At 45.1% G+C, this 23,923-nt stretch carries 20 protein-coding genes; 3 read left to right on the top strand and 17 right to left on the bottom strand.

Annotated elements, in window-relative coordinates; all coding sequences use genetic code 11:
* Positions 1-32 precede the first annotated feature (32 nt).
* A complete protein-coding gene (locus FOT42_RS00095; protein WP_151888542.1) occupies positions 33-1,250 on the bottom strand; it encodes a hypothetical protein in 1,218 nt (405 codons plus the stop codon).
* Positions 1,251-1,319: 69 nt separating this feature from the next.
* Positions 1,320-2,543, bottom strand: coding sequence for a serine hydrolase domain-containing protein (locus FOT42_RS00090; protein WP_151888541.1), 1,224 nt, complete (start codon positions 2,541-2,543; stop codon positions 1,320-1,322).
* 227 nt (positions 2,544-2,770) lie between these two features.
* On the opposite strand from FOT42_RS00090, the gene FOT42_RS00085 reads away from it, so the two are divergent.
* The gene (locus FOT42_RS00085) at positions 2,771-3,361 is read left to right on the top strand and encodes an AAA family ATPase (protein WP_226789753.1); all 591 of its coding nucleotides are present in this window, start codon (positions 2,771-2,773) and stop codon (positions 3,359-3,361) included.
* On the opposite strand, the gene FOT42_RS00080 is transcribed toward FOT42_RS00085, so the two are convergent.
* From FOT42_RS00080 to FOT42_RS00070, 3 genes are read right to left on the bottom strand one after another with little or no spacing between them, the layout of a single operon-like run.
* Positions 3,358-4,971 (bottom strand): type IV secretory system conjugative DNA transfer family protein, encoded by a 1,614-nt coding sequence (locus tag FOT42_RS00080; protein WP_192938278.1) that lies wholly within the window; start codon positions 4,969-4,971, stop codon positions 3,358-3,360. The two genes, FOT42_RS00085 and FOT42_RS00080, sit on opposite strands and share 4 nt — an antisense overlap.
* Positions 4,972-4,982: 11 nt before the next feature.
* Positions 4,983-6,002 carry a MobB family relaxase gene (gene mobB / locus FOT42_RS00075; protein ID WP_151888539.1) on the bottom strand — a complete coding sequence of 340 codons (1,020 nt, stop codon included), beginning with the start codon at positions 6,000-6,002 and terminating at the stop codon, positions 4,983-4,985.
* Between the two features lie 2 nt (positions 6,003-6,004).
* Positions 6,005-6,589: a BfmA/BtgA family mobilization protein gene (locus tag FOT42_RS00070; RefSeq protein WP_151888538.1), complete on the bottom strand. Its 585-nt coding sequence runs from the start codon at positions 6,587-6,589 to the stop codon at positions 6,005-6,007.
* A gap of 730 nt (positions 6,590-7,319) precedes the next feature.
* Here FOT42_RS00070 and FOT42_RS00065 point away from each other — a divergent pair.
* On the top strand, positions 7,320-8,315 hold the full coding sequence (locus FOT42_RS00065) for an IS110 family RNA-guided transposase (RefSeq protein WP_151888537.1): 996 nt from the start codon (positions 7,320-7,322) through the stop codon (positions 8,313-8,315).
* A gap of 373 nt (positions 8,316-8,688) precedes the next feature.
* On the opposite strand, the gene FOT42_RS17975 is transcribed toward FOT42_RS00065, so the two are convergent.
* The 3 genes from FOT42_RS17975 to FOT42_RS00055 form a co-directional block, all read right to left on the bottom strand.
* Entirely contained in the window at positions 8,689-8,844 is a 156-nt protein-coding gene (locus tag FOT42_RS17975; RefSeq protein WP_192938277.1) for a hypothetical protein, read from the bottom strand.
* A gap of 64 nt (positions 8,845-8,908) precedes the next feature.
* Complete coding sequence (locus tag FOT42_RS00060) at positions 8,909-9,358, bottom strand: JAB domain-containing protein (protein ID WP_151888536.1); 450 nt, start codon at positions 9,356-9,358, stop codon at positions 8,909-8,911.
* 65 nt (positions 9,359-9,423) lie between these two features.
* Positions 9,424-9,777, bottom strand: coding sequence for a single-stranded DNA-binding protein (locus FOT42_RS00055; RefSeq protein ID WP_151888535.1), 354 nt, complete (start codon positions 9,775-9,777; stop codon positions 9,424-9,426).
* 212 nt (positions 9,778-9,989) lie between these two features.
* On the opposite strand from FOT42_RS00055, the gene FOT42_RS00050 reads away from it, so the two are divergent.
* On the top strand, positions 9,990-10,235 hold the full coding sequence (locus FOT42_RS00050) for a hypothetical protein (RefSeq protein WP_151888534.1): 246 nt from the start codon (positions 9,990-9,992) through the stop codon (positions 10,233-10,235).
* A gap of 186 nt (positions 10,236-10,421) precedes the next feature.
* On the opposite strand, the gene FOT42_RS00045 is transcribed toward FOT42_RS00050, so the two are convergent.
* The 9 genes from FOT42_RS00045 to FOT42_RS00005 all read right to left on the bottom strand — a co-directional run bounded on the left by FOT42_RS00045 (position 10,422) and on the right by FOT42_RS00005 (position 23,613).
* Positions 10,422-10,691 (bottom strand): Riean_0653 family protein, encoded by a 270-nt coding sequence (locus FOT42_RS00045; protein WP_470295077.1) that lies wholly within the window; start codon positions 10,689-10,691, stop codon positions 10,422-10,424.
* The gene (locus tag FOT42_RS00040; RefSeq protein WP_151888532.1) at positions 10,688-10,954 is read right to left on the bottom strand and encodes a Riean_0653 family protein; all 267 of its coding nucleotides are present in this window, start codon (positions 10,952-10,954) and stop codon (positions 10,688-10,690) included. The genes FOT42_RS00045 and FOT42_RS00040 overlap by 4 nt, the downstream gene beginning before the upstream one ends.
* Before the next feature lie 853 nt (positions 10,955-11,807).
* Positions 11,808-13,364, bottom strand: coding sequence for a purple acid phosphatase family protein (locus tag FOT42_RS00035; RefSeq protein ID WP_226789751.1), 1,557 nt, complete (start codon positions 13,362-13,364; stop codon positions 11,808-11,810).
* Between the two features lie 136 nt (positions 13,365-13,500).
* On the bottom strand, positions 13,501-15,588 hold the full coding sequence (locus FOT42_RS00030; protein ID WP_151888531.1) for a glycoside hydrolase domain-containing protein: 2,088 nt from the start codon (positions 15,586-15,588) through the stop codon (positions 13,501-13,503).
* 4 nt (positions 15,589-15,592) lie between these two features.
* Complete coding sequence (locus FOT42_RS00025) at positions 15,593-16,828, bottom strand: YdcF family protein (RefSeq protein ID WP_151888530.1); 1,236 nt, start codon at positions 16,826-16,828, stop codon at positions 15,593-15,595.
* 62 nt (positions 16,829-16,890) lie between these two features.
* Positions 16,891-18,567, bottom strand: a complete 1,677-nt coding sequence (locus FOT42_RS00020; RefSeq protein WP_151888529.1) for a RagB/SusD family nutrient uptake outer membrane protein — start codon at positions 18,565-18,567, stop codon at positions 16,891-16,893.
* A gap of 8 nt (positions 18,568-18,575) precedes the next feature.
* Positions 18,576-21,944, bottom strand: a complete 3,369-nt coding sequence (locus FOT42_RS00015) for a SusC/RagA family TonB-linked outer membrane protein (protein ID WP_151888528.1) — start codon at positions 21,942-21,944, stop codon at positions 18,576-18,578.
* Positions 21,945-22,046: 102 nt separating this feature from the next.
* The gene (locus tag FOT42_RS00010; protein WP_151888527.1) at positions 22,047-22,637 is read right to left on the bottom strand and encodes an RNA polymerase sigma factor; all 591 of its coding nucleotides are present in this window, start codon (positions 22,635-22,637) and stop codon (positions 22,047-22,049) included.
* Positions 22,627-23,613 carry a FecR family protein gene (locus FOT42_RS00005; protein WP_151888526.1) on the bottom strand — a complete coding sequence of 329 codons (987 nt, stop codon included), beginning with the start codon at positions 23,611-23,613 and terminating at the stop codon, positions 22,627-22,629. The genes FOT42_RS00010 and FOT42_RS00005 overlap by 11 nt, the downstream gene beginning before the upstream one ends.
* Between the last annotated feature and the right edge of the window lie 310 nt (positions 23,614-23,923).

The raw sequence follows: 23,923 nt of genomic DNA, 5'->3' as shown, positions 1-23,923 counted from the left end.
TTTAAGGTTATCGAAATGGGAAAAAAATGTCATCAGTAGGCCTTCTTCACCTTGACCCATTCGCGGTTATTGAGGTTGATATCTCCGTTGGGCGTATAAAAAAGGTCATCGTTTTGGATGTAATTGCCTTCGCTGTCCATCCAATACTCGGTGGAACCTGCATTTACCTGATAATTGTTCCCTGTGATCGGGTTATGGACGGTTTCCTCTTCATTGATCATATTGATGAACTGCCGTTGGCCCGTATCACTTCCCGCTCCAAAGTTTCGGTTCATGAAAGAGGCATGGTTGGCATCCTGTGCGGCCCAGATGCCTTTCATTTTCTCTTGATGGGCATTGAAAGCGGACCATCGGGCCTGCATCCTATTTTGATGTTGGGCCGAGGCCATTTCCATCCTTCTTTGGTTCTCCTGTGCCCGTTGTTGTGCGAGTTGGGCCACATAGTGTTCCCATTGTGGGTTTTCGGCATAGCTGAAGGTGGCCTCTTTCATCCGTTCAAGCGTCATTTCATAGGCCGTTTCATCCACAAACGTGTAGTTCACCGTATAGAACCAAACCATCATGTTCCCAGATATTGTTGGCTGTTGCATGCTTATGATGGACACACTTGCCAACGCTTTCTGTCCAGATGGATTCTTCCACTCTGTGTTATACATCGACAGGGAGCTGTTCATTTTGGATTTGGAAGCAAGTTTGTTCCACAGGTACTGGGTCACTTCGGGCCGTTCCCTTTCCCCCACATATTGAAACCCGCTGTTGGACATTCGGGCCTTTACTTCCTCATTGAAAATCTGTTGGGGAGTGACCAAGGGCCTAACCAACTTTTCGTATGGGGTGTTGTACATGGCTTCTGCCATTTGTGGGTCTTGGTAATCCACATGGTACGTAATAGGGGTATTGAAACTTTTTAAATGATCAGGGCCTGTGATCTGTATCAAAAATGTGGGCAGTTTTTGGTCTATGGTATAGATTGGTTTGGAAATCACTTTCCAGTCTGAAGGATATTCCGCGCTATTAACGACCAAACCTGTGCGGGCATCACGCAAATGGTGTACTTTTTTTGAAGTGATTTGGGTCCGTCCGGAAATGGAAATTTCCATTTCCAATTCGTTCCTATCCTCCAAATCTTCATAGGCCACTGATTGCTGGCCGTACTCTTTAATGGATGGTTCACTATTGTCTGAAGCAGGTCCACCCAAACAGGAAATAAAAAAAAGACAGGGTATAAAAATTAGGGTCGAGGTTTTCATTGTTTTGTTTTTGATGGGTTATGGTTTTTATTGAAATATGGCCTTACATACATTGAAGTCCACAAAGGATCAGAATTGGTCCAGATCTGTTTGCCATGTAATGGTTCCATCATTCACAATGTTCAAGAGCAGGGACTGAAAATCACTATCAAATTGGGCGGTATCCGTTCTTCTCAGATTCAACAGAATGGTTGCCGTGCGTCCATTGTCTGAAATCATCATCCATGATCGGTTACCGGGTAAGCTCCCAGTAAAATATCTGACCCCTTGTTCCGCCCAAACGGCAAGTCCCCTACCCAGATTGGACAATTGGGAGGTCTCTGACAACAATTGTATGGAATTCGCGGCCAAAACATCCGGCCTTGCCGAAGCGCCGTCGATGGCGCAAAGGAATCGTAATAGATCTGGGGCGCTGATAACGACACCTGCATCCCCGTCCCTTCTTGAGGCTATGGTAAAAATATAGGGGGTATCATTAGCGGTACCGTAATAGTACACTTCATTTTCCCCAAGGTCATCTTCCCTGAAGGTGGTCATTTTAAAGGTGGTTATGCCAAGAGGCGAAAGCAACCCATCCAAGTAGGCCTCAAAGGTTTCTCCCGACCTTTCCTCAACGATCCGTGCAAGAAGCCAATATCCTGTATTGCTATAGCTAAACGCTTCCCCCGGGGCATTGTTGAGCGTCCAATTGTTCAGTACATATTCGATAAAATCGAAAGTACCCAGATTGGGTTGATAGTCAATGGGATCCCCTCCGCTGGATGCACCCCACCCGCCCAATTCGTGGACCAAAAGATGATCTACGGTAATATTGAGTTCGTCCTCGGTAAGCACAGCAGTCCCAAAATCGTCCCCCAATACCCCTTCGGGGCCAAAAACCGGCTCATCCAAGGACAATAACCCGTCATCGACCAATCTCAAAATGGCAGTTGCCGTAAACACTTTTGAAATACTGGCTATCCTGAATTGATCCTCTGCTTCGACCGCTACGGAATTCTCCACATTGGCCAGACCATATCCCTTGGAGTAGACCATTTTCTCGTCCACACTAACAGCCAGGGCAGCTCCAGGGATTTGATAAAGCTCCATAAATTCGGTCACGGCATCATCGACATGCGGGATGTCTTCTTGTGTTGTGGAAGGGTTCGGGTTTGGGTTTGGATCGGGGTCGGGATTCTGGATAGGGTCTGGATCTATTGGGTTTTCTGTGTCGCTTGAACTGCAGGCCATTACCGATAGGAAAAGAAATAGGGCCAATAAATAGGTGCTCCCTTTTTGCATATGTGTTCTCATAGATGTTTGGTTTAAGGTGTATTGTTTCACCTCTATATCGAACACTTTTTAAAATGTCATCAAAACATTTTGACCTTTTTGGAAATTATGTGTAGCGTCAGGGATTTTAATTGAAATCCCTGTATTGAAAGGGACGGGCCAAAAACCTCCAGAACTTCACACTCTAATTGAAACCCTTACCAGTTCCATAGAAGTTCGTAATATTGTTGCCCAACAAAGAGTACGACTTGACCAAAACATTTATTTTGACCTTAAAGCGCAGCAGAGACCATTATCCCTTCTATGCCATCACAGGTGGCCCAGGAGTGGGGAAGACCACCCTATTGGACGAACTTCGAAATAGGGGCATGATTACCGTTCCTGAAGTCGCCCGTGAATTGATCAAGGAACAACAGGAAGTCGATGGCGAAGCTTTGCCATGGAGGAACAAAAGAATGTACATGGAGATGATGTTCCAACGTTCCGTTGAAAGCTTTGAAAAAACGAAGATAAGCCTAGATGAACGTTCCCCCGTATTCTTCGATCGGGGATTTTTGGATGCCCTCTGTTACGCATCCCTTGAAGGGATACCAATAGAACTGGAAATGAAAACACTGGCTGAAACCCTTAGGTACAACACCAACGTGTTCATTCTACCCCCATGGAAGGATATCTACCAGACTGATGCACAACGCAAACAGGATTGGAACGAAGCCGTGTTCACCTACAACAAAATGATCCAAACCTATAGAGGCTACGATTATAACCTCGTGGAAGTTCCCAAGACTTCGGTACCGGAAAGAGCGGATTTTGTCCTTGATTTTATCAAGAACAATTAACTACCGAGACTGGCATCCCCTTTTTGATTAAAAATCGACCTCACCTCTTGGTGGACCTTTAGGTAGTGTTTTTCCAAATCCCGTTCCGAAACCACCAATGGCTCCGGTAGTCCCTTTGGTATCTCTGGCCTTGGAAACTGCACTTTCCGGTCCTTTCCATCGGCAAACACCACAAACTCCCCCTGCTTCAACCGAAAGAACACCTCCGCCCTGCGTTTGGACACCTCCCGCTCCCCTTCCGTGATACGTCGTTCCAAGCTAAGCCCAGAACTCTTGCTCACACTCCGTGTCGGCATCTTCACCAGTTCAAAGAACCGCTCGTAATACCGGGCCGTATCTGGATCATTGACTTTCCCAAAGAACTGGTAGGACAGGTTGGAAAGTATTGCCTTACTGGCCTTCTCCCCGTACATCATATCGTTTTGCACCTTGTCCTGTAGCACATAAACGCTCACTATATCATAGCTGCGCAACGTGGCCGGAATGCGGTGCATGTTCAACAAACGAAGGGTCGAGGCCTCTTCCAAGAGCATAAATGAGGGCATCCGTTGCCGGACTGCCATCTGCTTAGAAATGGTATGGATGATCGTGGCGATCACCGGGGAGAGGGAAGCATCCTTTTGGGGATTGTTGACCAGGGCAATGACCGAGGGATTCTCAGCATTGTTGATGTCCAACGGGATCTCATCCGCGGACAAGACCATAAAGATCTTCCGGGTGCTGATCTTTTTGATGGCATTGGCCAGTGTGCTCATGACCCCGGCCGTCTGACGTTCCGACCCCACCCCACTGATAAAGGCATCCGCCATGGCCCTTGAGGTAAGGTTTCCCCGCAGGAACTTGATCAGGCTCTTGATTCCCAGCTGTTGGTAGAGCGCCATCAAATGGGGCAGGGTACAAAAGTCGGGGTAATCCGTTTTCAACCGCCATATCAGCCCACTGATCAAGCCCTCTGCCGCGTCCTTAAAGAACCGGGATGTACTGTTCTCATCGGAATCCTTATGTTCCATCAGATTTTCCAACAAGACCCTTGACACCTCATGGACACTTTCCTCGTCGGGCAAGTATCGGGGTGCAATGGGATTGACCCGATGGTAGATGGGCCCAAAGGACACAATCCGGAAGGGCAGCTTTTGGTCCTTCCATAACGGAAAGGCCATTTCGGTGATCTCAAAATCCTTGTAATCATGGATGACCCCTGAGAAGCCCTCCTTCTTAAAGTGCCCCAAAAACCCATAGATGACACTTTCGGTCTTCCCGCTCCCGGCGGAGGCCATCACGGACACCCCTCTTCGGATGTTCCCCAGGACTAGGTTCTTTCCCTTTATCTTCAACCTTACCTCAAAAACCTTGGATGGCTTTGTGGAATCCTTATGGTAATCCACCAAACCATAGAGAACGGCATGTACCAAAAACAAGGGAAGCCATAAGTTCAGGGATTGCTCCAAAAGTACATCCCATCCCCCTACCCAACCCATGGATAAAAGGAGTACAACAAGACCCATAACAACATAGAAAAACCCATACTTGAGATACCGATTGGCCACAAATGAGATTCCGCCCCCGATCACCAAATAAACTATCCCTTCAATCCATCCAAAAGCTTCCATTTCCGTTTGGTTTAAATTCCGATCGATCCAGATTCCAAGGCCTGTCCAATACCTTTCTTGAGCTGCATCATGGCCTTATAGGCCAATTGGGCCTTGTTGACCGGAATGACGGGCACTTTTACTCCTGCCTTGAACAAGAGCTGTCTGGCCGCCTGCTGTTCATTGGTGGGCAATCCCAACAGGGCCGAAAAGAAGCGTTTGGGATCCTTGTCGAGCAGGTTTCGGGCATGATAGGTCTCGACATAGTTCCGTCGGTACCCGAATTGGGCATCAAAGGTCTTCTCCGCCGCCCGATAGAATAGGTCCCGGTCAAAGCCCTGCTTTACGGTCTGGCCATGGAGGGTGGTCTCTGAGGTGCGGAACTTGGACCCTGGGGAAAGGCTATGGGAATTGGTCACGTCCATCCGGCTCACGATGATATGGATATGGCTCTGGTGTCCTTCCTTGGCCATGCCCGGAACGATCCGCTTTCCTTGCTGTTTATGGGGTGCCTCCGCCTCCAAAGCCTGGATCTTTTCCTGAACCTTGGCGAGGTCCCCGTGTTCCCTGCCCTCCTTGATGGCCCTGGCCTGGTGCTGCAGTTCCAGGATCTTACTGGCAAAAGCTTGGTTTTCCTTGACCTCACGGTCCTTTTCGGAATAGGTGCGTTCCCGCTCCAGCTTCGCAAAATACAGGATGTCCTTGACGGTGACTTCTTGGTCCCGGTAAAAGGAGGCCGCATAGTCCTTCATGACCTCCCGGGTATACTGTCGTAGTTTCTCGGGGTCATTTCCGATATGTTTGAGTTCTCGTTGGGAGGGACTGACCACTAGGGAATAGAACTTGGGTTCCCGTTGCTTGAGCTTGGCGGTATTGGCATCGATCTCGGCAATGACCCGCTCCGCATCAATGTGGTTTTCTTCCTGGTTAAAATACCCTTCTTGTTGCTCCGGTTCCTTTCCTTTGTTCTCCTTCCCGAGGTATCGGACAAAGTCCCGGGCACTCCCCCGAAAGTTATCCCCCAATTGCTGTCTTGTAATGGCGATGTACATGTTTATGGTTTTTTAAGTTTTGTGCGGTATTTCTCGATGGCCCCTGGATTGAGGTCCAACTTTAAATGGTCCTTTCCAAACCGGTTATGGAACACGCTCACATGGTCCAGGACATAGGCAAAATCCGCCTTGAGCTCTTCGAACTGTTCCTCCAAGCGGTCATAACGGATCTTGGGAACGGTGAGCTCGGCATCATAGGGTTCCATGTCCGTCGGCTTTTTGGTCTCGGTCAACTGCTGTTCGATAAAATCGAAATCATTGTCCCATTCCTCCCCATTGGATGCCAGTTCCTGTTCAAAGAGTGCCTGGATCATACTGACCGTGGGCAGGGTCTGTTCCTTTTCGATGCTGCGCATGATGGCGACCATGGCATTGAAACGGTGTTTGATCAGGTATTTGAGGCTGGCGATGGTCTCGTGCATCCGTTCGTTCGGTGAGATCCCGTTGTGTTCAAAAAACTCCACCATGGCCAGTAGGGTCAAGGATTGGGAATGTCCCTGTCTCCTGCAAAACTTTCGATACTTCTTGGCAATCGAAATCTTAATACTTAGGCAGGTAAACTGCTCTTTTTCGTAACCTATATCCATTTTTCCATTAAAAATTCCTTGGTTTTACTGGGCCCAGCGCATTTTCCATTAAAAACCACCGGGACCCCAATTATCAATTTTCCCAAACACCCCATAAACAGGGACCTTGCGGAGCACTGATGATCCGTAGGACGCGCCAGCGTGCTACCCTCTTGCTTCTCCCTTAGATTCGCAATAGTCATTTACATAGAGTTTTCCTGTAGATAATTGCCCGTTAAATGAGCTATTGTCTTTCTTTCGGGAAAAGCCTCCGTAATTGTAAATGGCAACCGACCGGTAGAGGGGAATTAGACGCTAAGAAAGTCCAGGACTTAAGCTTTTAAAATCCTTTACCGGTCATCTCTGAACCGTGTCAAATGGAAATACAGGCTTTTAGGCCTATTACCGGGTTTCGATGGCAGTTCAGATCATAGATTGTATTTACGTTCATATTTTATAAAATCTAACCTTTAATCCTAAAGGTCTTTTTTGCTGCTCTTATAGAAGGTGGGGCATTATAACCCCTATATTATTCCTTCAATGATTATCAGTGGCAACCAAACCGATAAAGGTGAATTAATTGCTTCTCAAAGTTTCGGACTTATAAGGTTGGATTAAATCCTTTATCGGTTGTTTCTGAATTGGCATCAAATGGAAATTCAGGTTTATGGACCTATTATCAGGGATTAGATGATACCTCAGATAACTTGGTTGTGCTTGATCTTTTGTCTCATCATTTAAACTGTTCATTATGAAAAAATTAGACTTTCTGTATTTTATCGGTATCGATGTATCCAAACAGACCTTTGATGTTGCCATCGTAAATGGTTCCACCACCAAATCATTCGTGTTTGACAATACCAATAAAGGTGTCAAAGCTTTTTTAAGGTTGCTAAAAAACCAGCGTATGGATTTAAATGACACTCTGATCTGTATGGAACATACTGGGATATATGGGAGGTTGCTCATCACAAAATTGCTCGAAGCAGAAGCCAATCTATGCGTTGAAATGTCCTTGAGGATCAACCGTAGTCTAGGAATCCAACGTGGAAAGAACGATAAAATTGATGCCATCCGTATAGCACAATATGCGGTAAAGAACTGTAATGAAATTGAACTGTACAGACCCGTTCCCCAAATCCTTGAAAGAATGAAGATCCTCATCAAGGCAAGGGAGCAATTGGTCCACTTTAAGGCGGATTTGAACAAATACCCCAATGAAGCAAAACTATTCGCTCCTGAAATGGCTAAACTTGCCCAAAGGCAAGTTAGAAAATCAAACAAGTGTTTCGATGATGAGATTAAACGTATCGAAGGGGAACTACAGGCACTTATCCTTTCTGACGAAAAGCTCAACACTACTGTGGGACTGGTAACCTCCGTTACTGGAATTGGGATCATGACAGCTCTATATTTTATTATTTTCACCAATTTCTTTACACGGTACCAAAACCCCAAACAACTGGCTTGTTATTGTGGTGTGGTTCCCTTCGAGCATACTTCTGGTTCTTCCGTGCAGAAGAGGTCCAGGGTTCACCATATGGCCAACAAGACCATGAAAAAACATCTGCATATGTGTGCTCTCTCCGCAATCCGGCATGATCCGGAACTCAAAATCTATTATGAACGAAAGGCCGATGAAGGAAAAAACAAGATGCTCATTCTCAACAACGTTAGGAACAAACTTGTTTTGAGGGTCTGTGCCGTGGTCAAAAGGCAAAAACCTTATCAAAAAAGAGTTGCTTAATGGTCCTGTTTTTTCTTTTTTAAACTTTTTCATTTTTTACTTGGTCTTATCATGGAAATCGATTTGTCCCGCAGGGACAAAATCGTATCGCACAATCCGGTCCAAGGACCGGTTGCCGCGTCGTGAAAAAATCTTTGTATAGGTACGGTTTGGGAAAGTCAGATCATAGGGTTGCCGTACCAAGGGCCGTGCCCTTCCTTAAATATAACTACTACCAACGGCATTGGAAAACGCAGAACCGTACCGATTGGGACCAATTGGGCCCGTATTTTAAGAATTGCCCATATCGGTAAAATCAAAACGTCGAATGCTTGGAAAATGACCAAAAAAAAGACCCTCAATTGAGGGTCATTCTGTTCGGATCCCAAACACCTTAGGATTTCGAGTGTTCCTTGGTATATTCAAAACGGAACACCCAAAGGTTGATCACCAGATAAAAGGATTTCTCCGCAGAGATGTGGTCATCCCTTTGGATTCCCTGATGTTTTCGTGCCGGAATTTCCAATGATTTTCTGATACGTGTTTCCATGGTTTTTGTTTTTTTTCTGTTTTCATTTGATTTCAATTATATAATCACCCTTCAAATAGGAGTGTTATAAGATCCCATTGTCCGCAAAACTGTAGTACCGTCCATCAGGAGCGAGGATGATATGGTCCAAGACCTTGACATCAAAAAGCTGTGCGGCCTCTTTGATCTTTTGCGTCAATTGTTTGTCCTGATAACTGGCCTTGAGTTGTCCCGAGGGATGGTTATGGGCGAGGATGATCCCTACCGAAAGGGTCTTCACGACCACGGCAAAGAGCAGTCGCATATCCACCAAGGTGGTGCATATGCCCCCAACGGAGAGCGGATAGATGCCCTTGACCTTGTTGGATCGGTTGAGCAGGATGATCTTAAAGGACTCCTGTGCCCCAATGGTGTGGGCATCCCAATTATTGAAGAGCAGCTCGGCCACTTTCTTGGAATCGGTAAGGGAGAGCGATTTCAGGGTACTGAGTTTTTCCCTATAACTGATTTGTATTTCGTTGACACGGTGTTCCATTTCATTTGTTTTAAGGATGAAAAAGAAAAGGATGCCCCAAGCAATTTTGGGCATCCCTATCCATTTTACTCGGTGGTATTGTTCTCACCACCACCCAAAAGCAGGATCTCACTGGCCACCACTTCGGTCACATACCGTTTGTTGCCCTCTTTGTCCTCATAGGAACAGGAGGTCAATTTCCCTTCGATGGCAACTTCCTTTCCCTTGGTCACGAAGCCTTCGGTGATGTCGGCGAGTTTTCCCCAACCGATGACCGTATGCCATTCGGTGTTGGTGATGCGTTCCCCTTCGGAGTTCTTGTAATGTTCATTGGTGGCCATGGTGAACCGTGCCACACGCTTCCCTTTGTCAAGGTCTGTAATGGTGGGGTCTTGCCCCACGTTTCCGATAAGTTGCACTTTGTTTCTCAATGTACTCATGATAAAAAGTTTTAAAGGCCTGCTATCTTCCAGTATGGATAAATCAGCAAACAGGGTTAAAAATTTCCCCTCTATTTTTTTGGTCATTGTTTCCCAAATTTTAAGGGGCGTTTGTTTGCTTCTTACGTGCGTAGCACCATAAAAGAAGGGGGTTCTGTCAAGGCTTTTGGGCAGAAATCGGGAGGCTCCGTGACGTAGCAAAACCTTAAGCCATGCCCTCGGCAGGCAAGGTTTTCAAGGAAGTGGAAACCCTATTTATGGACAAAACCTGTCTTGGCCTTGACAGGTTCAATGAGGGCCTTAGGAATTCCATCCGACCCATTGACCAGGGAGCGTACGGGAAGTTAAGCGACTGTAGGCGATGGTGTCCTGATGGGAAGTCCTTGGGTCCTGCCCTGTTTTTCGACGACCCGAAAAACAACCAGAGCTTCTTTTATTATGGACCCCTTAAAATTTGATGGGCGGACGGACGGATTTGCAGCCTTGCACGGCAAAACCCTAAGAAGGGTTTGCAAAGGAAGGACGCACCAAAAATCCGTTTGGACGACTTCCGTATTGGTAAATTGAAATTCCTTGATAGTATCTATGACCCAGACTGTTCAAAAAAGTGATTCCCACTCCATTGGTCTGTTTGAGGAATTTCCTCAATTGGAATAATTAAGGTCAAAACGTCCATCGGTGATTTTGATCAGTTCCCCATTGTTTCCCTGGACAGTAAATTCAAAAGTGCCTGAGATGATATGTTCCTGGTCATCAAATCGGGTAATAGTTAGCCTACCTGGAGAAAGATCGGTGGTTTGCGAATCCAAGACTATACCGCCGTCCAATAGATACAACCCATAAAGATTCCCGGAAACCTCCGATTTCAACTGATAAGTGGTTTCTGAAAAGCCCTCGATATCCAAGGCTCCTATTGAGATGGATTTTGAAGGCTCATCATTTCTGCGCGATGCCCTGATAACAGATGTATACCCCCTTCCGAGATCTGATAAAATGCCGTGGGTCGCCCACCACCAAATTTATCAGGGAAGAACGGTCTGCCATCGATAAGACAGCCAAAAGTCTGTTCGCCTGTTTGGGTGGCTGGAGGCAGGGCATCCATTGGATTCCCAAGTGTGTCGTCATCATTGTTACAGGAAAATCCAAGTATCAGCAGCCACAGAAGTAGGTAGTTCATTAGTTTCACAAAAAGACCGTTTAGCCCACCTAATCTAGTACTATTCCCACCTCTATATCGGATTTTCAGTGTTATTAAAACATGGCTGGATATTTAATTTTTCAGATTTGCTTTTTGGGTTCAATTGGATGGGACGGATAATGGAACCCACTATAAAAACGGATAAATTGAACCGCCTTGATTTTAACCGTAATTAAATATTTATCAGTTACGTATTAGTGATTTTACCATGCGCCCTTTTCAGTTTCAAGTGGTATACCACCATCGTTATTTGCAGACCAAATCTTAGCAGGTGAAAGTCCAAATCCATTCGAAGAGGCACAATTCTTGGATATCGATGTACACAAGTGGAATTGGAAGTAGCTACCTGTCAATACTTTGATTCCGCACAAAATAGTCCCGGGGACCAAATCATTGGGTGACGATGCATATTTTTGCCGGATTTAAAGGTTTTGGGAAATCAACCCTACATCTATATCAATCCTAAATAAACCATTTCTATTTTTAGGGATGTTTTAAATCAGTGATTCCAAAATGTAAATTTAAGTGCATTTTAAACTATTTTAGCCCAAAAGCAGCATGTGAGGATTATTTGGTTGCCAAATTAAAATTACAGTTCACAAAGGGAATTGTCCCGTGTAAATTTGGAATATTCACTCCAATTGCAAACGAGACTCTTCATCATTCGGGAGCATGAGAATTTGATTGATGATTTGGATTCCGTTGTACTGATAGTCAACTTAAAAACAGGAAAGGTCCAGGTGGATGAAAAAACACCTGAGCCTTTGTTCACTTTACTTTCCAAAAATTTAAATCTTATTTCGGTCCCTTTGATTGGGATCAAAAAATTGGATTAATCCAAAATTTTTCCATTCACGTCCAAAGAGAGTTCCTTCCTTTCCTCCCCTTTATCCAATCGGACCTTATATCCGGTAAATTCTTTATCGTTGACGAACCTTACCCCTTTTAACTCGAAGCCTGGGTATTTCGACAATAGTGACTGTTCCACTCCTTCGGGTAATGGGTCCTCGTAGGGAATGGTATTATAAAATCTTCGCTCTGCAATGGCTTTATCACTTCTATCAATAAATTCATTGGGCAAACCTGTTCTTTTAATCAGTTCAAAAGCGTCGTATAGTTCCCCGACAGCCGTGTAAGATTCAAAGGACAACCTATTGTCCTCAATAGAAATTACTTGGAATAACTGGGTGTTCTCAGCTGCCCTATCCCTTTCTGCATCATACCCTTCCCATGCATTCTTTCGCAAGCCGTACATTTTTCCGCCACTGACGGAAACCACATAGACGGTCCCAGTTTTGTCTCGCAGATTAACGCCGTCCAACACATTTTCATCGGGAGAGACCCTTCCACGGGCATAACTATGGTCATGGCCCTGTAATACGAGATCTACCCCATATGTATCAAAAATGGGTTTCATCACTTCTCTCCACTCTTTATTGTCCCGCCCGTCGGAAGCCGAAAATAAAGGATGATGGAAAGTAACAATTATCCAGTCCTTATCTGTTTCCGAAAGTAATTTTTCTACCCACTTGGCTTGTTTCCCATGATCAACGTTGCTGTTCAATCCAATGATCCGCATATTTTGATAATCCATGTAATAGGCCGTTTCCTCCAAACCTTCCGGACCATTTTCGGGTAATGTAAATTGATGTTTCCACTGTACGGACAGGCTTCTTTCCGATGCTTCAGGACCCAAATTTTGATACTCATGGTTGCCGGGGATCGGAAATGCCCCAATGGAAGCATGGATCCACCCTCCGGCATCAAACCATTCCTGCCATTGTTGTTCATTGTGGGCGTTGTTCACCAAATCCCCTGCATGCACAATAAATTTAGCATCCGGGGCCTTTTTATAACTTTCCCTGATCAGTCGGGACCAAAGTTCCAATATGAAATTTTGCGTATCACCTACATATAAAAACGAAAATTTATCCTTGCTTTCCTTTGGTGCGGTCTTGAATTGGATCCATTCGCTCCATCGTTTGCCATCCCCTACTCGATAGGCATACGTAGTATCACTCTTTAAATCCGTAAACCACACCGAATGATGGTTTGACAGCACTTCCGCCCCATCAATCCCCAAGGCATCGAACCTTGTCGTTATTGCCTTTATGGTTTTTGCGTTGCGCCAAAATTTAGGAGCTGCGGTGGCAATGGCAATCTCAGCATAGGCCGTATCAATTTCGGAAGTTGTCCTCCAAGTGACACTGGCAGATGTGGCTGGATCCTCTCCATAGGAAAGGACGATCCTATCGGGATGGTCTGTTGGTTTTCGCCATTCCAGATCAAATTCTGGCGCTTTATAGGTACGGGGCAATTGTTGTCCAAGGGCAATATTGATTGCCATGGAACCAAAGAACAAGACAGGTATTTTAAATTTCATTTTCATCTGGAGTATTTACATTTTTTATGGTAATGGGCAACTGCTTAAACAAGGTGCAGCCATACAAACGGCTGCACCTCTGCTAACTAAACAAATAAACAAACTCAATTGAACTGACCATTTTCTTAAGGTTAAATATTGGTCAATCTTTTGCCCGATCGATTTTGGTTCGATACGGGGTCCCCGCACCCCACTTTCGATTGGGAACGCTATCGGTTTCCATGATCAGGTCCCCACCATCCATGATCTCTTGATGGGTCAACCAATTTCTATGCAATGGCTTCCCGTTCAAATGAACGGATTTGATGTAAAAATGATCTTTATGGTAATTGGATACTTGGATTTTAAGCGACTTATCAGCGGACCCGTGCAATTCCACTTTCTCAAAAATGGGTGCCGTCAAATAATATACGGGCTCACCAACATTCACGGCGGATAATCCCATGGCCCGAAGTACAAACCAAGACGATAGGGTACCCATATCATCATCCATGGTTTTTAAATACGCTCTTGGTCTATTGTTATAAATTCGACCTATATAGGGGTCCACTCCTTTGCTGTTATTATTGAAGTACATCTGGGCCACCGTGTCCAGCATAATATTGCGATACAGTTTTTGCGATTTCCAAGGCTCTTTGGTGGTATTATACAGCCCAGGCACTTGAAGGTCGGGCTGGTTGGCATGATTGTAATTGTTTTCTTCAAAAAACCGGTCCAATTGTTCCCTGAAAGTAGGCTCCCCACCTGCTAATTGCTGCAGCCCTTCAATATCAAAAGGAACAAACCACCGATACTGCCAGAGGGTTCCTTGGTACAATCCTCTGGCCCCCATACGGTCCACATCGGGCCATCCCATATCGGCAAAGTCCTTTTGCCAGTAGGTTTGATAGTCCATTGCTTTGTCCAAATAGCTATCGGCCAAAAGGGTATCCCCCAATTCCAGCATCAGCCTTGAAGAGGCCCATAGATCGTAGGAAGATTCCAAAGCTTTGTCCGGCGAACCAAAATCCAATCGCCCAATTTCACTGATCAAGGAGTCCTTTATTTTTTCAAGAGGTAGGCTGTGCCCTTTCTCCAGCGCATCCAAAAGCACGACTTGGGCATGTTCGGTCCGAACTGAATTGGAAGGTTCATGTTGTGTGGACCAATCGTTTTTACCATAAGGGTACAGGTTGGCTATGGATCGGGCAATGTCACCGTATTTTTGTGGGAACAGCAACGACAACAAAGGCATTTGTTCCCTGTAATTGTCCCAAATGGCCCAACCATGGTAGATGGAATCGTTGGATTTTTGAATGGTTCCATCAATCGCTTTGTAACTGCCATCAGGTTCTGAGACCAAATAGGGAGCTTGAAGAGCACGGTACAACAAAGAATAAAAAAGTGCAACCCTATCTACTTCTCCTTTTACCATTACATGTCCCAAATGGGAGTTCCATGTCGATGTATTTTTTTCAATGGTTTCGGACAAGCTACCACCATTTAGGACCCTTGCCTTCGCAAACGCTACATTCACGGAAGAAAAGCCAATTCGCAATCCCATGGTCGGCTCGTCCGTTCCATATATTAGATAATTGTCCTTTCCGGATTTGGAAATGGAAGCAACATGGTCGAACTCCATATAAAAATAGAGTCGGTACTTGCCGTTATCACAAACGGTCTTGGTATCCACCCAGCCTTTGATGGTATTGGCCAACAGGGTATGTTCTGCTTCTACGAACCGATTCAAAAAGGCATGGGCCAAGTCGACTTTCAACATTTTTTCCGATACTGGAAAATGGTATCGATGCACACCGTAGTTTTGGTCTGTCGCCATTTCTGCCATGATTCCATTTTCAAAGGCAACTTTGTAATAGCCTGGCTTGGCAGATTCCTGTTTCTTCAACAATTTTTCATCCACTCCTTTTTTTCCAGAAGGTGTCACCAGAATGTTACCTCCACCACCTCGGCATCCAACGCCTTCAATATGGGTATGCACAAACCCTAAAAATTCCTTTGCATAGTGATCATATCCCGTATGCGTTCCAGGGTGGGTCACCGGTCCAATGGAAATCTGGTTAAAGGGAGTAGCTGCCGATGGGGACATCTGTCCATGGTCTCCGGAGGTGCCCAAAAACACATTCACTTGTTCACTTGGGGATTTCATCATCCCTGCGTCATTTTCGGTTTCCTTTTGATTACATCCGAACAGCAGGAACATCAACGGGATAAGAGCAGCATGTTTTCTCATGTCCTTAAGGATCTAGTGGTTGGTTTGGGTTTTGATGGAATGAAACCCTATTTCCTGTAAATTCAAGGGTGGTTGGGGATAACCTGGCATGGAAATCCACGGGTTGATAGCCCAGTTCGTCCTGACAACGCTTTTTAAAAGTTTCACCACCTGTATACGCACTGTGCGAAGGGTTGGTCACCACCAAGCTTTTTTGATCCAAGGGAATCCCATATTCCACCATCAATCGGGTGGCATTGCGCATATTGGTCGTAGTGTGCCTCGCATAGGGCTCAATAATGATGCTTTCTTCGGGAGCGCCATATTCTTCAATAAGCTCCCGTTTCATTTCCACGGCCTCACAATAAGGAGTCATATACGGGTGGACATGACCTCCGGAGACAATGATAAAAGGGGCTTTTTTGCTTCGGTATTCCTTCATTGCCAACTGTAGGTTGATCTTCCCGGCAATGGAAAGCCTGTCGCGATAATTTTCAGGACCTCCCCCCAACACGACAATCGAGGCATAGGGATAGGCCTTAAAATCAGTGTTTTTAATGGTCTGAATGGCTTTGGCATTCTCCTTTTGGTCCAATGGGTCATAGCGAACGGCTTCAACCTTATGGTTTGCGTACAATAGGTTTAAGGCAAAGTTCAGACTAGGTTGAAAGAACAGCTGCGTTTCTTGGGCATCTTCAATGGCCTCGGCCCTTAGCATGGAAATGGCGTATAGGTATCTTTTTGATTTCACATCAAAGGATACCGAATCTATGTTTTTATAAAATGGCATTTTACCGGCTCCGTACACTTCCAAAACGGTATCCAAGCCTTTGGCGCACTGTTCCCATATTTTGTAGAGGTATTCATCATCTGGGGCCTTTTCAAAATTGGCATACTGCCTTGAAGCTCTTAGTTTGTTTAGAAGTTCTTTGAATTTGGCATTGCCCTTGGACAATTCCACCAACCGTTTTCCAACCGTTTGGATATCATTTTCCGACCATAAAAAGGGTGCTATGGTCTCTTGTCCATTTTTTGGGATGGATTCCGATGGCGTTGTGATTTTATCCCAGTATGTTTTCAATAGTTCATCCGCCATTAGGAGCCTCTTGACTTCCGTATCGTTTTCCACTACTGAAAACAGATAGAAATTTTTCTCCTGCAATCTTACTTTGGTCATATTGGGATGATCTTGATCTTTGGTTTGGCCCCATGAATTTAAGGCGCAAGCCATCACCAATGAAAAAAGGAGTAATTTTTTCATGCATTTTCGATTTAAAAAGGGTGGCTTCTTTTTAGTGAGGCCACCCCTTTGATTGAATTTATTTAGTATCCGTTGTTCTGTGTGACCAGACCCTCGTCAACACTGTCAATATATTCTTGTGGAATTGGCCAGTACTCATTTTTGCCTTCGGTAAATACGGCATTGGTCAAGTGGGACCTTCTGGTCCTTTCCACCTCCAAATAATCATCGATCACTTCTTTGGCGATGCCCCAGCGAACCAAGTTGAAGAAACGGTGCCCTTCCATGGCAAGTTCCAAACGGGACTCCATACGGACCTTGTCCATGGCATCGGCGGGGTCGGTCCAAACGGTATCATAGGTTCCGATATTGTAGTTGGCGGCATCCCCGGAACCATCCAAGGTTTGGACGTATTGGGTATTGGCGGCACGCTCGCGGATTTGGTTCACCAGACTTCTCGCTTCTTCCAAATTGCCCAGTTCCACAGCGGCCTCTGCCCTCCACAACAATACTTCGGCATAACGGATGATGTAATAGTTCAAGGCATCCACATAGGGCCAAATAATGGTATGGTACGGTGAATTTGCCGAAAGGATCCTTTTTTTGGGACCATAGGGCCCATAAGTCGCCAAATCCCTGGCCCAACTGGCATCGTACAAAATATCCAGGTCTTTGTAGGGGATACCGGGTCGACCGATGGTAATGTCCAAACGGGGATCTACAAAATCGGTCTCGGATACGTCAACATTGTCATTGACCGGCAACCCAGATGCGTCTGTTTTAAAGGCATTTACCAAGTTTTGGGTCGGGCGGTGAAACCCATATTGGGAATAAAAAGGACCTCCCGGAGCTGTCAAACGGTCACCAATACTGCCGTTGTAATTACTACTTTGGCCATCGTTCACAGAATATTGCACTGCAAAGATCACCTCGGTCCCGTTATCGTTTTCTGGTAGGAAAACCGATTGAAAATCATCCATCAATCCATAGTTTCCGCCCATGACAATCGTGGTCGCATCAAAAGCGGCCTGCCATTTTTCTTGGAACAGGTAGGTTTTCGCCAAGTAGGCCATAGCGGCTAGGTTTGTAGGTCTGCCCACTTCCTCTTGGGTGCTTGGCAAGGCATCGTAAGCGGCTTGGAAATCTGCCTCTATTTTGGCCCAAATTTCCGAGGAGGTAAATTCCGTGTTGGAGCGTGCATAGTCGTCCACCGTTTCTGCAGTTTCATCAACATAGGGAATTTGACCATAGATCTTTTTAAGCTCAAAATAATAGTGGCCCCTTAAAAATCGTAGTTCGGCCGTTCTCTGCGTTTTTAAATTTGCATCGAAATCCTCTGATGCGTTCAGCAGTTTCATGGCCTCATTGGTTCTTTTTACACCTTCATACAACGCCATCCATTTGCGTTCCACATCGTAGGTGGCAGGTGTAGTGTTATACAATTCCATTTGATGGATCTGGTTCTGGTCACCTGTTCCACCGCCCCCTTTGTAGCAATCATCGGAAACAACGTCCCCGAAGCTCCAGTTGGAGGCTGGGGAATTGTAGGCATTGCTGGCCCCATCTATCTGGCCGTTCAATACACTATAGGCGGAGATAATGGCTTTTTCCACATTTTCCGCTTTGGTCATTTCTGACGGGGAAACCTCTCCATAAGTGACTTCCTCAAGAAAGTCCTTGGAACAAGAACCCAATACGGTCAGTGCCAATATAGCACCTACCATTATATATTTTGATTTGAATTTCAATATAGTTTTCATGGCTTTTTTTAAAGTTTTAAGTTACATCCGATTACAAAAGTCCTGCTCGGAGGGTACAATCCCCTGTCAATCCCGATATCCAGGTTACGGTTGCTCCCCCCATAGTTCTGAAGTCCGACTTGTGGGTTCATTCCACTATAATCGGTAATGGTGAACAAGTTGCTCGCTTGGGCATAGATCCTCAGGCTCATTCCCCCCAAAAGCTCCGGATCGATGGTATATCCCATCTGAAGATTGGTCAATCGGACATAAGATCCATTCTCCACATAATAAGTCGAGGGACGGATATTGTTATTGGGATCGTCCAATGACAACCTTGGAATACTGCTATCCATATTGGATTCCGACCAAGCGTTCAACAACACATTTTCCTTGTTGTATGCTGCCTGGTTAAAGAAATGGTTCTTGTACTTGGTAAAGTTGTAGGTATCATTTCCAAAACTTCCGTTGAACAAAATCCCAAGGTCAAAATCCTTGTAGTTGAACTGAAGGTTCAGCCCCAACATGACATCGGGATGGGGCGAACCGATAAAGGTTCTGTCATCCGCATCCACATCGCCATCTCCGTCCACATCTTTGAACCTAATGTCCCCTGGTTGTGCATTGGGCTGGAGACCATAGCTGTCAACCTCTGCTTGGCTTTGGAACAATCCTTCCGCAACATAACCATAGAATGAGGCTATGGGCTCACCGACCGCACTTCTGGAGATTTCTTGATCAAAGTTGACACTGTGCAAGGAAGAACTTGGGATACCCAAATAATCAGAGGTGGTCAACTCCGTAAGTTCATTCTTGGCACCGGTCAAGTTCAATCCGATACTATAGCCCAAATCACCGACCGTCCCATTATAGTTGATGTCCAGTTCAAAACCACTGTTCTTCATTTTCCCATCATTTACCCACTGCCCGTCATTGGTACCTCCATAGGTCAATGGTACGGTATTGTACACCAAGATATCGTCCGTGTTTTTCACATAGTAATCAGCTGTAATGTTCAAACGGTCTTCCAAAAGCCCCAGATCGAGACCCACAGAAGTTTGGGTGGTTGTTTCCCATTTCAGATCGGGATTGGGGATACGGGATTGGGTAAGTCCAATATAAACTGATTCCTGTGCTCCGTCGATAGCATAGTTGGAGTTGGCATTGTTGTTACGATAACTATCCACTGTGGCATAGTTGGAAATCTCCTGGTTTCCGGTCTGTCCCCAGCTTCCTCGAAGCATCAGGGAAGAGACAATACCATTGGGGTTGAAGAAATCTTCACGATCCAACCTCCAACCCACAGAGAAGGCTGGGAAGGTCCCCCATCGATTGTCCTCACTGAACCTGGAACTACCGTCGCGTCTCACCGTTGCGGTGAACAGGTATTTTTCATCAAAGTTGTAGTTGACCCTTCCAAAATAGGAATTCAAGGACCAACCATTGGCGCTACCCGAGTTCAACATATTTTCCGTACCAAAGCTCAAGTATCTAAAGTTTAGATCCTCATATAAGAATTCACTCACGGATGCGCTAAAACCTTCGTAATTGTACTCAATGGCTTCCTGACCGATCAAGGCATCCACATGATGTTTTCCAAATTGCTTTTTATAGTTCAGGGTATTGGTGAAGGAGAACTGATAATTAAAGCTATTGGAGGTGGACAATGAATTGGTATTGTTGGTGGACAATATTTCATCATAGGTGGGCGAAAAACTTCGAATGCTATAGTTTTGGTAATCCAGACCAAAAGAAGTTTTAAACGTAAAATCATTTACATATAGGTTGGCATAGACATTCCCCAAGGCCTGGACCCTTTTTTGTTTGTTGTCCTTGTTCCTGTACAACTGCCCCATGGGGTTGTTGCTATCATTGATGGGGTTGCCCGCATATGCCCCATTGATGTCCTTTACCGGAACGATGGAAGGAAACTGCATGGCCGTTAGAATAACACTTCCCAAAGCGGCATTGGTCCCAACGGACACTTGCTCTTTGTAATTGGCCGTGAAATTTTCTCCAATGGTAAGGAAATCACCAATATTGTAAGAGGAGTTGAATCTTGCCGAATATCGTTCAAAACCCGTGTATTTGATCAAGCCTTCTTGATTGAAATACCCTAACGAGAATATGCTCTGGCTCTTTGCATCGCCTTTGGCCAAGGATACGTTGTAGGATTGGATCATGGCGGTCTGCATGATTTCCTTTACCCAATCCACATCATCACTTGGGATGGTCTGATCAGCGTCCAACCATTGTGGGACCACCGCTTGGTTGGGGTCATTCCCATAAATATCATGCGAAGGTGTTCCTCCATCATTGATGGTAGCTTCCCACAACAAATCTCCATATTGTTGTGCATTGAGCATTCTTGGCAAGTTGTAGGAGGATTGAAGACCCGCATAGCCGTCAAAGGAGACCACATATTCCCCACGGGTATCGGACCCTTTTTTTGTGGTGATGATCACCACACCATTGGCCGCCCTGGACCCATAAATGGAAGCAGAGGCCGCGTCTTTCAGTACTTGGATGGTCTCGATATCCGAAGGGTTGATACCATTGAGCCCATTGGAAGCCGGGATACCATCTACAATTACCAATGGATCGTTACTGTTGATGGTACTAAAGCCCCTGACCCTGATCGAGGTCCCACCTCCAGGAGAGTTATCACTCATAATTTGCACGCCGGGCAGGCGTCCATCCAACATTTCCACTACGTTGGCCTTTGGCTGGGTTACGATCTCTTCCGGGGAAACCGATGCAATGGCACCGGTAATGTTCCTTCTGGCCTCGGTACCGTATCCCACTACCACAATCTCGTCCAGTTGGGACGCACTTTCAAGCAAAGTGACCGTAACTTGGCTCAATTCATCAATATTGACATTTTGTCTTTGATAACCGATATACGTAACGGACAACAACTTAAAGTTCGAAGGGATGTCCAAACTAAAGTTTCCATCAAAATCGGATACGGTACCGTAATCGGTCCCATCAACAAAAACGTTTGCACCGGGAATCGGGGCGCCGGACTCATCGATGACTTTTCCGGAAATGGTACGTTGTTCTTGGACAAATTTTACCAGGATCCCCTGTTCGGTCACTTTAAAATCCACATTGGCCTTATTTTTAAGGTCTTCCAATACAGCTTCCAAATTCACTTTGTTGGCATCGATACTGATACGTTGTTGCAGGTATTGGGCATCTGCGGCATAAATAAATTTTTTGCCCGTTTGCTTTTCGATAAGGTCGAATACCTTTTCCAGAGCAACACTTTTTAGGTTAAGATTGATGGTCTCAAAATTTTGGGTGTTTACCGCTATGTTCACCGATTTCGGAACAACAGTCGCCCTCCCCAACAATGGCAGGCACAACAGCAGTACTAAGAGGTTTGATTTTTTCATTTTAAAAAGAGTAGTTTAAATATTGGTTCTCAATAATTTTTTAGTTTTTAATTCAGGGTTGCAGTCTCGTTTTTGTCATATAATGATTTTGTGAGGTGGGGGTTAATATTGTTTGTTCTTGACAACCATGTTTCTAATGGTTTTGAGGGCTATGGCCATATGGCTTTCTACAGTTTTTACGGAAACCCCTAGGATCTCTGAGATTTCCTTGTACTTGAGTTCATCCAAACGGCTCATCTCGAAGATCTGGCGGGACTTTTTTGGAATATGGTCTAAGATTCCTTCAATCTTCCTGACATATAGTTCCCTTTGCTCTTGATCAATAATTTCTTGTTCAATGCATGGACTGGTGGCATGCTCGTCCTCCAACCCCTGATCCAACGATTGTTTCATCTTTTGGTACAATACTGGTTCCATGAGTTTGTTTTTCACAACCACATAGAGATAGGGTTTGGGTTTTTTGATTTCTTGGAGGCGTTCATGGGAATTCCAGAGTTGGATAAATACATCGGACACTTTTTCCTCAACCACATTTATATCGCTTTCATAAGCGAGACCGAACCGGCATAGAATTTCATAATACCGGCTGAAAATGATATCCAGTGCCCCTTTGTTCCTTTCTTTGATCAGCTGGAACAGTTCCAAATCCGTTTTTTGATTTAAATCCTTGAATGCGTAAGACTTACTTTTCATCACTTGGGGCTATGGAAAATTTTTTTGGTCCTATTTTTATAATCTTCACATCAGCTATAAATTCCAATGTTTGGATGAACTGATCCAAGTCTTGATCCTCGAATGCGGCACTGACTCTTTTGTTGGCGACCACACTGTCGGAAACCATAAACTCGGCACCATAAAACTCATTGATGGCAAGTAATGCCTCTTCCAGGGTGAGGTCATGCAACAAAAGGATATTGTCTTTCCATGCTGTGGTTTTGGAAACATCAAAATTGCGCTTTACGACTTCACCGGTCTCTGCATTCCATGAAAGTTCCTCCTTTGGCCTTAATTGGATCTTATCACCGGAATCTTCCAAGCTTACTTGCACCTTGCCACTTTCCAGGGAGACGGTTTTTGCCTTTCCCTTCGTGTTCACATTGAACTTGGTCCCCAACACCTGTACTTCGAATCCATTTGCTTTTACCGTAAATGGTCGCCCGGCATCCTTCATGATATCGAAATAGACTTCACCCTGCATCCAAACATCGCGTTTGGCCTCGGTAAAAACTTCTGGATACTTGAGTTCGGAATTCGCGTTCACCGTGATTTGTGAGCCATCCGGAAGAGTGACTTGTTTCCTTTCACCTTTTAGGGCAATAATATGGTTGGTGTACTTCGGTTCGTTATCCTGAATGGACCAATGCACAACAAACCCGACCAAAATGGCAGCTGCGACCGCAACCAGTGTTTTCATTTTGGAATTGGGGAAAATGCGTTTGGAGTTTGGTTCTTGTGAAATTTCTTCCCGTACCCGTTTTGCAAAGTGCTCTTTTCGCAGCGGAAGGGAAGGTTTTGGGTAACAGTCCCATACCAGTTTGTAGTCTTGAAACCGTTCGCGCAAACTATCGTCCAGCAGTAGGTTCACCTCAAACATGGATTGCTCTTGGTCCGTACCCAATTCCCCCGAAAGCTTTCGAGCGCACTTGATATCCTCCTTGGATATGTCCATACTTTGTCTTTTACCTATAGGAGGGTGAAAAGGTAGAATTACCCCTAGATCAGTATGTCATCAAAAAGGCAAGTGTGGATTAACTAAAGGTTAATATCAAAGGAATCGCAGGTATCCATGGGGTATTGGAAGGGACGGATTATGGGAACCACTAAAAACGGCAAATATGAACCACCCAACATTTTGTTATAGCAGGTTGTACGTCAATACTTTATTAGTTGTTTTGCTGTGCTCACTCTTTTCCAGCGAAGGTGGTATACAATGCCCGTTTTTTGCACTATGGAAGAACTCTACAAAATAGCCGATGACC

Origin of the sequence: Flagellimonas hadalis (assembly GCF_007785775.2) — a bacterium.
Classification (GTDB): Bacteria; Bacteroidota; Bacteroidia; order Flavobacteriales; family Flavobacteriaceae; genus Flagellimonas; species Flagellimonas hadalis.
The sequence above is the reverse complement of the archived record's forward strand: the minus strand, read 5'-3'. Positions and strand labels throughout refer to the sequence as shown.